Annotated in this window: 7 protein-coding genes, 1 tRNA gene and 1 pseudogene; all 9 read right to left on the bottom strand. The window is 63.9% G+C overall.

Translation table 11 applies throughout. From position 1 onward, the window contains the following. Positions 1–39: 39 nt before the first annotated feature. Complete coding sequence (rpoB, locus tag GLA29479_RS15075) at positions 40–4203, bottom strand: DNA-directed RNA polymerase subunit beta (RefSeq protein WP_057918902.1); 4164 nt, start codon at positions 4201–4203, stop codon at positions 40–42. A gap of 274 nt (positions 4204–4477) precedes the next feature. After that, positions 4478–4849 carry a 50S ribosomal protein L7/L12 gene (rplL, locus tag GLA29479_RS15080; RefSeq protein ID WP_057918903.1) on the bottom strand — a complete coding sequence of 124 codons (372 nt, stop codon included), beginning with the start codon at positions 4847–4849 and terminating at the stop codon, positions 4478–4480. A 71-nt stretch (positions 4850–4920) separates the two neighbouring features. Beyond that, the gene (rplJ, locus tag GLA29479_RS15085) at positions 4921–5454 is read right to left on the bottom strand and encodes a 50S ribosomal protein L10 (protein WP_031373758.1); all 534 of its coding nucleotides are present in this window, start codon (positions 5452–5454) and stop codon (positions 4921–4923) included. Positions 5455–5942: 488 nt separating this feature from the next. After that, positions 5943–6641 carry a 50S ribosomal protein L1 gene (gene rplA, locus GLA29479_RS15090; RefSeq protein ID WP_031373757.1) on the bottom strand — a complete coding sequence of 233 codons (699 nt, stop codon included), beginning with the start codon at positions 6639–6641 and terminating at the stop codon, positions 5943–5945. Positions 6642–6643: 2 nt separating this feature from the next. Further along, positions 6644–7072 carry a 50S ribosomal protein L11 gene (gene rplK / locus GLA29479_RS15095; RefSeq protein WP_031373756.1) on the bottom strand — a complete coding sequence of 143 codons (429 nt, stop codon included), beginning with the start codon at positions 7070–7072 and terminating at the stop codon, positions 6644–6646. A 249-nt stretch (positions 7073–7321) separates the two neighbouring features. Further along, positions 7322–7897 carry a transcription termination/antitermination protein NusG gene (gene nusG, locus GLA29479_RS15100; RefSeq protein WP_031373755.1) on the bottom strand — a complete coding sequence of 192 codons (576 nt, stop codon included), beginning with the start codon at positions 7895–7897 and terminating at the stop codon, positions 7322–7324. Between the two features lie 13 nt (positions 7898–7910). After that, positions 7911–8288 carry a preprotein translocase subunit SecE gene (gene secE, locus GLA29479_RS15105; RefSeq protein ID WP_057918904.1) on the bottom strand — a complete coding sequence of 126 codons (378 nt, stop codon included), beginning with the start codon at positions 8286–8288 and terminating at the stop codon, positions 7911–7913. Positions 8289–8384: 96 nt separating this feature from the next. Beyond that, a tRNA-Trp gene (locus tag GLA29479_RS15110) sits at positions 8385–8460 on the bottom strand. A 151-nt stretch (positions 8461–8611) separates the two neighbouring features. After that, positions 8612–8917: pseudogene (locus GLA29479_RS15115) on the bottom strand (EF-Tu C-terminal domain-related protein); the annotation flags it as partial.

The following is an 8917-nucleotide window of genomic DNA, read 5'->3' on the forward strand; positions in this document are numbered from 1 at the left end:
CGCGACTCCCTGCTCCCCATCCCCGATTCCCGGCGGTCCTCAGTTCTCTTCCAGCTCCATGTTGATCGCGAGCGAGCGGATTTCCTTCACGAGCACGTTGAAGGACTCCGGCATGCCGGCGACCATCTCGTACTCGCCGTCGACGATGTTCTTGTACATCTGGTTGCGGCCCTGCACGTCGTCGGACTTCACCGTCAGCATTTCCTGCAGGGTGTAGGCCGCGCCGTAGGCTTCCAGCGCCCAGACTTCCATTTCGCCGAAACGCTGGCCGCCGAACTGCGCCTTGCCGCCCAGCGGCTGCTGGGTGACGAGCGAGTACGGACCGGTCGAACGCGCGTGCATCTTGTCGTCGACGAGGTGGTTCAGCTTCAGCATGTGCATGTAGCCGATCGTGACCGGACGCTCGAACGCTTCGCCGGTGCGGCCGTCGTGCAGGATCGTCTGACCGCTGCTCGGCAGTTCGGCCAGCTCGAGCATGCGCTTGATCTCGAACTCGGCCGCGCCGTCGAACACCGGCGTCGCCATCGGCACGCCGTCGACCAGGTTGTGCGCCAGGGTCAGCAGCTCTTCGTCGGTGAATTGCTTCAGGTCGACGCGCTGGCCGTGGAGCTTCTGGTCGTGGTTGTAGATGTCGTCGAGGAACTTGCGCAGTTCGGCGATCTTCTGCTGCGCCTCCAGCATGCGCTGGATCTTCTGGCCCAGGCCCTTGGCGGCCCAGCCCAGATGCACTTCGAGGATCTGGCCGATGTTCATACGCGACGGCACGCCCAGCGGGTTCAGCACGATGTCGACGGTCTGGCCGTCGGCCGCGTACGGCATGTCCTCGACCGGCACGATGGTCGACACGACACCCTTGTTGCCGTGACGGCCGGCCATCTTGTCGCCCGGCTGGATGCGGCGCTTAACCGCCAGGAACACCTTGACCATCTTGAGCACGCCCGGCGCGAGGTCGTCGCCCTGGGTGATCTTGCCGCGCTTGTCGGCGAAGCGGCGATCGAATTCCTTCTGGTGGACGTCGATCTGCTTCTGGGCGCGTTCGATCGCTTCGATCGCGTCCTCGTCCTTCATGCGCAGGGTGAACCAATCGGACTTCTTCAGGCCGTCGAGCACCAGGCTGGTGACCGTGTCGCCCTTCTTCAGACCGGCGCCGCCGTTGGCGGTCTTGCCGATCAGCTGCGAACGCAGACGGTCGTAGATCGCCGCTTCGAGGATGCGGAACTGGTCGTCGAAGTCCTTCTTGACGCGACGGATTTCCGACTCTTCGATCTGGCGGGCGCGCTTGTCCTTCTCGATGCCGTCGCGGGTGAAGACCTGCACGTCGATGACGGTGCCGTCCATGCCCGGGGGCACGCGCAGCGAGCTGTCCTTAACGTCCGAAGCCTTCTCGCCGAAGATCGCGCGCAGCAGCTTCTCTTCCGGGGTCAGCTGGCTCTCGCCCTTCGGCGTGACCTTGCCGACCAGAATGTCGCCGGCGCGAACTTCGGCGCCGATGTACACCACGCCCGACTCGTCGAGGCGGTTCAGCGCCTGCTCGGAGACGTTCGGGATGTCGGCGGAGATTTCCTCCGGTCCCAGCTTGGTGTCGCGCGCGACGCAGGTCAGCTCTTCGATGTGGATCGTGGTGTAACGATCCTCTTCGACCACGCGCTCGGAGAGCAGGATCGAGTCTTCGAAGTTGTAGCCGTTCCACGGCATGAACGCGACCAGCATGTTCTGGCCGAGCGCGAGCTCGCCGATGTCGGTCGAGGGGCCGTCGGCCAGCACGTCGCCGCGGGCGATGACGTCGCCGACCTTGACCAGCGGGCTCTGGTTGATACAGGTGTTCTGGTTCGAACGCGTGTACTTGATCAGGTTGTAGATGTCGACGCCGGCATCGGTGACGCCGGAGATTTCCGACTCGTTGACCTTGACCACGATACGGGCCGCATCGATCTGCTCGATCGTGCCGCCGCGCAGCGCATTCACGGTGACGCCCGAGTCGCGCGCCACGGCGCGCTCGATGCCGGTACCGACCAGCGGCTTCTGCGCCTTCAGGGTCGGGACGGCCTGACGCTGCATGTTCGCGCCCATCAGTGCGCGGTTGGCGTCGTCGTGCTCGAGGAACGGAACCAGCGCGGCCGCGACCGACACGGTCTGCATCGGCGAGACGTCCATGAAGTGGATCTCGGACGGCGGCTTGAGCAGGGTTTCGCCCTGGTAACGGCAGGCGACGAACTGCGAGCTGATCATGCCCTTGTCGTCCTGCGGCGCGTTGGCCTGGGCGATGACGTACTCGTTCTCTTCGATCGCCGAGAGGAACTCGACGTCGTCGGTGACCTTGCCGTCCACGACCTTGCGGTACGGCGTCTCGAGGAAGCCGTACTTGTTGGTGCGGGCGAACACGGCCAGCGAGTTGATCAGGCCGATGTTCGGGCCTTCAGGCGTTTCGATCGTGCACACGCGGCCGTAATGGGTCGGGTGGACGTCGCGCACTTCGAAGCCGGCGCGCTCGCGGGTCAGGCCGCCCGGGCCGAGGGCCGACACGCGACGCTTGTGCGTGACTTCCGACAGCGGGTTGTTCTGGTCCATGAACTGCGACAGCTGCGAGGAGCCGAAGAACTCCTTGATCGCGGCGGCCACCGGCTTGGCGTTGATCAGTTCCTGCGGCGTGAGGCCTTCGGACTCGGCCATCGACAGGCGTTCCTTGACCGCGCGCTCGACGCGGACCAGGCCGACGCGGAAGGTGTTCTCGGCCATTTCGCCGACCGAACGCACGCGACGGTTGCCCAGGTGATCGATGTCGTCGACCACGCCGCGGCCGTTGCGGATCTCGGTCAGGACGCGGATGACGTCGAGGATGTCCGAGGTCTTGCCCAGCTCGTTGCGCAGGCGCACGGACTCGTCGTCCTTGCGCTCGGCGAAGTACTTGGCGTCGTACAGCACCGAGGCGCCGAGGGTTTCCTTGCGGCCGATGCGGCGGTTGAACTTCATCCGGCCGACGCCCGACAGGTCGTAGCGCTCGAAGGTGAAGAACAGGTTGTGGAACAGGTTCTGCGCGGCGTCCTTGGTCGGCGGCTCGCCCGGACGCATCATCCGGTAGATTTCGACCAAGGCTTCCAGCTGCGTCTTCGACGGATCGATGCGCAGGGTGTTGGAGATGTACGGACCGCGGTCGAGGTCGTTGACCCAGATCGTGCCGACCGACTCGATGCCGGCCTTGCGGAACGCGGCCAGCTGGTCGTCGCTGATTTCGTCGTTGGCCGAGGCCAGCAGTTCGCCGGAACGGGTGTCGACGACGTCGTGCGACAGGATGCGGCCGACCAGGTAGCTGTCGGGCACGGCCAGCGCGGCGATGCCGGACTGCTCGAGCTGCTTGACGTGGCGCGCGGTGATGCGCTTGCCGGCTTCGACGATGACCTTGTCGCCGTCGGCCAGATCGAAGTCCAGGGTTTCGCCGCGCAGGCGCTCGGAGACCAGCTCCCACTGCACGCCCTCGGACATGATGTGGAAGGTGTTGATCTCGAAGAACTCGGCGAGCATTTCTTCGTTGTTGTAGCCGAGCGCGCGCAGCAGCACGGTGACCGGCAGCTTGCGGCGACGGTCGATACGGGTGAACAGCGCGTCCTTCGGGTCGAACTCGAAGTCGAGCCAGGAACCGCGGTAGGGAATGATGCGGGCGCTGTACAGCAGCTTGCCCGAGCTGTGGGTCTTGCCGCGGTCGTGGTCGAAGAACACGCCGGGCGAACGGTGCAGCTGCGAGACGATGACGCGCTCGGTGCCGTTGACGATGAAGGTACCGTTGTCGGTCATGAGCGGAATTTCGCCCATGTAGACCTCCTGCTCCTTCACGTACTTGATGGCCTTGGTCGACGACTCGCGGTCGTAGATCACCAGGCGCACGGTCACGCGCAGCGGGGCGCCGTAGGACAGGCCGCGGTTGCGGCACTCGCGCTCATCGAACACCGGATCGCCGAGCTTGTAGCCGACGTATTCGAGAGCAGCGTTGCCGCTGTAGCTGGAGATCGGGAACACCGACTTGAGGGCCGCATGCAGGCCGCGATCGGCGCGCTTGGCCGGATCGGTATGTTCCTGCAGGAATTCGCGATAGGAGTCGACCTGGATCGCGAGCAGGAACGGCACTTCGAGGATGGATTTGCGCTTGCCGAAATCCTTGCGGATGCGCTTCTTTTCGGTGAACGAATAGTTCGTGGAAGCTGTGGTCATGGTGAGCTACCGCCTCGATTAACTTTAATGGGCCGGGAAAGCCGCCGTAGCGTCCTTCCGGGCAGACCGCGCGTCCGCGGTCCGGGGGAACAAGGGAAAATTGCCAGTGGGAAGTCGCTGGTATTGCCGGCACCAGCACGCCTTCTCCCGCTACTTCCGACTGGTAACTCGGATGACGCCGGGAATATCGATTCCCGTGGAACGGCCAAAGGCCGGGGACTTTCGTCCCCAGCCTTGGGTGGTCGCCAAAGTGATTCGGCGACGCAAGTACGACTTACTTGACTTCGACAGCTGCACCAGCGGCTTCGAGGTCCTTCTTGAACTTCTCGGCGTCGGCCTTCGAGACGGCTTCCTTGACGGTCTGCGGAGCGCCTTCGACCAGGTCCTTCGCTTCCTTCAGGCCCAGGCCGGTGATGGCGCGGACGGCCTTAATGACTTCGACCTTCTTCTCGCCGGCAGCCTTCAGGATGACGTTGAACTCGGTCTGCTCTTCGACCGGAGCAGCGGCTTCAGCGGCAACGCCGGCGACGACCGGAGCAGCGGCGGAAACGCCGAACTTCTCTTCGATCGCGCGGACGAGTTCCATGACTTCCATCAGGCTCTTTTCGGCGATGGCTTCGACGATTTGTTCGTTGGAAAGGGACATTTGAATAACCTCAGGAAATATTGATCTTACGAATCGGATTCAGTGAAGCGGTCGCGAATGCCGGGCGGCGATTACGCCGGTTCCGCTTCGGCCGGAGCTTCGACAGCGACTTCGCCACCGCCCTGCTGGTCGGCCACGGCCTTGACGGCGCGGGCGAACATGCTGGCGGGTTCGGACAGGACGCGGGCCAGCATGGCCAGGGCCTGGTCGAGGGTCGGCAGCGAGGCAAGCACGTCGACGTGGCTGGCCGGGTACACCTGGCCTCCCAACGCGACGACCTTGGCCTGCAGCTTGTCGTTACCCTTGGCGAATTCCTTGATCAGACGACCGGCGGCGCCGGGTTCTTCCGTCGAGAACGCATACAGCAACGGACCGACGAGCTTGTCTTGGACGCACTCGTATTCGGTACCGGCAACGGCACGGGAAGCCAGGGTGTTCTTGACGACACGCAAGTACACACCGGTTTCACGAGCCTTCTTGCGCATCGCGGTCATTTGACCGACCGTGATGCCTGCGTACTCGGCAGCAATCAAGGAGTGAGCCTTGGCGGCGACTTCTGCCAGTTCGGCGACTACTTCTTGCTTCTGAGACAGATTAAGAGCCATTGCACTCCTCCAAGGCCGGGATTCGGGATTCGTGAGAGGGAACTGGCGAAGCGGCTCGCGCCTGGCCTCGACCGATCCCGATCCCGTACTACCCATCCCGGCACTATTAACTCCGCTTACGGCTCCTGCCGCTTGCGGTCCTGGGCGGCGACCGTCCTTGGCGCCGGGGACGCCGAAGGCATCCCGGGTGGTGGCCTTTCCTGAAAATAGTTTCAGGGGCGGCACCATCTACGCCGGCCCGGCTCCGAAGAGTCCGAATTAAGCGATCCCGCTGTACCGACGGCGACTCCTTGCCGTGTCGAGCTTCCGTGCCCGTCGTCGGTATGCGCTGACCGCGCCTGCGGTCTTTGACGGCGATCGCTTCGGGTTGCCCCTGGGCGATAGCCCTCAAAAAGTTAGGAGCGAGGTGAGAGAAGCGAGAAACGAGTGAGAGCGAATGCGGCTTTTCGCTCACTCCTCACTTCTCTTGGCTCACTCCATTGATTCGATTACTTGAGCGACAGCGAGGTCAGATCGACGGTCACGCCCGGACCCATGGTCGAGCTGATCGAGATCTTCTGCAGGTACTGGCCCTTGGCGGTCGCCGGCTTGGCCTTGATCAGGTCGAGCAGCAGCGCCTGCAGGTTGTCCTTCAGCGAGGCGTCTTCGAACGAAGCCTTGCCCAGGGTGCAGTGGATGATGCCGGCCTTGTCGGTGCGGTAACGCACCTGGCCGCCCTTGGCGTTCTTGACCGCTTCGGCCGGGTTCGGCGAGACGGTACCGACCTTCGGGTTCGGCATCAGGCCGCGCGGGCCGAGCACCTGGCCCAGCTTACCGACGACGCGCATGGCGTCCGGGGTGGCGATGACGACGTCGTAGTTCAGATCGCCGGCCTGCATCTTCTCGGCCAGGTCGTCCATACCGACGGCTTCGGCGCCGGCGGCCAAGGCCTCGTCGGCCTTCGCGCCGGCCGGGGCGAACACCGCCACGCGCACGGTCTTGCCGGTACCGGCCGGGAGCACGGTCGAGCCACGGACCTGCTGGTCGGACTTCTTCGCGTCCACGCCCAGGCGCACGGCGACGTCGACGGACTCGACGAACTTGGCCTTGGTCGCGGTCTTGACGATCTTGACCGCTTCTTCGAACGAGTAGGCCTTGCCCGGGACCACAGCTGCCTTGATTGCTTTTTCGCGCTTCGTGATTGCCATGATCAGCCCTCCACCACCAGACCCATGCTGCGGGCCGAACCCGCAATCGTCTTCACTGCCGCTTCCAGGTCGGCCGCGGTCAGATCCGCTTCCTTCGCCTTGGCGATGTCTTCGAGCTGCTTACGGGTGACCTTGCCCACCTTCTCGGTGTTCGGGCGCTTGGAGCCCGACGAGATGCCGGCGGCCTTCTTGAGCAGGACCGAAGCCGGGGTGCTCTTGGTGACGAAGGTGAAGGTACGGTCCGAGTAGGCCGTGATGATGACCGGGGTCGGCAGACCCGGCTCGAGCTTGGAGGTCGCGGCGTTGAACGCCTTGCAGAACTCCATGATGTTCAGGCCGCGCTGACCCAGCGCAGGACCGACCGGCGGCGAGGGGTTGGCCTGACCGGCCTTCACCTGCAGCTTGATGTAACCGACTACTTTCTTTGCCATTGCTCTGCTCTCCGGGTGCTAGCGCCTGGACCTCAGGCTCCCCATCGGGCCGGAAATCGCGCGTTCCGGCATCGCGTTTTGCTTGCGCAGACAGCCGCCCCGGGTCTGTTCAGAGGGGGCAGCTGAATGAATGGGCTCACCGCACCTAGGCAGTGAGCCGCGCACTATAACAGGTTTTGCGGAATACAACACGACGAGGCCCGGCAAGCCGGGCCTCGTTCGATGGAGTCAGCCAGACCGGGGCCGGGCTCAGGTGGCCTTTTCGACCTGCCCGAATTCCAGCTCGACCGGGGTCGAGCGGCCGAAGATCAGCACCGCGACGCGCAGGCGGCTCTTCTCGTAGTTGATTTCCTCGACCACGCCGTTGAAATCGACGAACGGGCCATCGACCACGCGGACCATTTCGCCCGGCTCGAACAGCACCTTCGGACGCGGCTTCTCGACGCCTTCCTGAACGCGCTGCAGGATCCGGTCCGCTTCGCGGTCCTGGATCGGCAAGGGGCGATCGGCGGTGCCGCCGATGAAACCCATGACCTTCGGGGTTTCCTTGATCAGATGCCAGCTCTCGCTGTCGATGCGCGGGATACCGGCTTCGTCGTGCGTGGCGATCTGGACCAGGACATAGCCCGGGAAGAATTTACGCTCGGACCGGCGCTTCTGGCCGGAACGCATTTCGACGACCTCTTCGGTCGGCACCAGGACGTCGCCGAAGCGGTCCTGCATTTCGAAACGGACGATACGGTCGCGCAGCGCCTGCGCCACGGACTTTTCGAAGCCGGAATACGCATGTACCACGTACCAGCGCTTGTTATCTTGCGAATTCACGTCGGTCGTCTCCTCAACGCGACAGCAGGAACTTGACCGCAGCCTGGATCACATAATCGAAGCCGGACAGGATGAGGCTGAGAATCGCGACCGCGATCATGACCACCCAGGTGGTCTTGAGCGCTTCTTCGCGGGTCGGCCAGACCACCTTGCGCAACTCGAAACGCGATTCCGAGAGGAATTCGCGGGTCTGTGCACCCTTGGTGGAAAACATGAACACCACCGCGCCGGCGAGCAGGCCGGCGACGACCACGCCGCTACGCAGCGGGCCGCTCCAGTTCTCGAACCAGAGGTAGGCGAACACACCGCCCAGCGCAAGCAGCAGCGCCAGCGCGTACTTGGCAATATCACCGGCACCGCCGGATTTATGTTGTTCGGCCTTGCTGTTCATTCTCGGGGCGATTCCCTCGCGAAAGCCCGCCCATCCCTGCGCGGCCCTTTCAATGCATTCCAGTCGCCGGATCGTCCGAGCCGGCTCGGTATCGAGTGGCACGCCAGGAGGGACTCGAACCCCCAACCTGCGGTTTTGGAGACCGCTGCTCTGCCAATTGAGCTACTGGCGTACGTCTTTGAAGTCTTCTACCCGACTCAGCGCCCGAATCGGGCCCGGCATCGAGCGGATATTCCAAGGTGTACTAAACAACGAAGGCGGACCGGGTTGCCGGCCCGCCGTTCGCGGCTTGCGGCGGCCTTGCGACCGCCGCGATGGTGCGATTACTTGATGATCTTGGCCACGACGCCGGCGCCGACGGTACGGCCGCCTTCGCGGATCGCGAAGCGCAGGCCTTCGTCCATCGCCACCGGGTTGATCAGCGTGACGACCATCTTCACGTTGTCGCCCGGCATCACCATCTCGACGCCCTCCGGCAGCTCGCAAGCGCCGGTGATGTCGGTGGTGCGGAAGTAGAACTGCGGACGGTAGCCCTTGAAGAACGGGGTGTGACGGCCGCCTTCGTCCTTCGACAGCACATAGACTTCGGCTTCGAAGTCGGTGTGCGGCTTGATCGAACCCGGCTCGCA

The sequence above is a fragment of the Lysobacter antibioticus genome (assembly GCF_001442535.1).
GTDB lineage: Bacteria > Pseudomonadota > Gammaproteobacteria > Xanthomonadales > Xanthomonadaceae > Lysobacter > Lysobacter antibioticus.

What these genes read in the sequence shown, in the direction of transcription:
- rplA (WP_031373757.1), bottom strand. Translation starts at nt 6,641, where the DNA reads ATGGCAATCACGAAGCGCGAAAAAGCAATCAAGGCAGCTGTGGTCCCG.
- secE (WP_057918904.1), bottom strand. Translation starts at nt 8,288, where the DNA reads ATGAACAGCAAGGCCGAACAACATAAATCCGGCGGTGCCGGTGATATT.
- rplK (WP_031373756.1), bottom strand. Translation starts at nt 7,072, where the DNA reads ATGGCAAAGAAAGTAGTCGGTTACATCAAGCTGCAGGTGAAGGCCGGT.
- rplJ (WP_031373758.1), bottom strand. Translation starts at nt 5,454, where the DNA reads ATGGCTCTTAATCTGTCTCAGAAGCAAGAAGTAGTCGCCGAACTGGCA.
- rpoB (WP_057918902.1), bottom strand. Translation starts at nt 4,203, where the DNA reads ATGACCACAGCTTCCACGAACTATTCGTTCACCGAAAAGAAGCGCATC.
- rplL (WP_057918903.1), bottom strand. Translation starts at nt 4,849, where the DNA reads ATGTCCCTTTCCAACGAACAAATCGTCGAAGCCATCGCCGAAAAGAGC.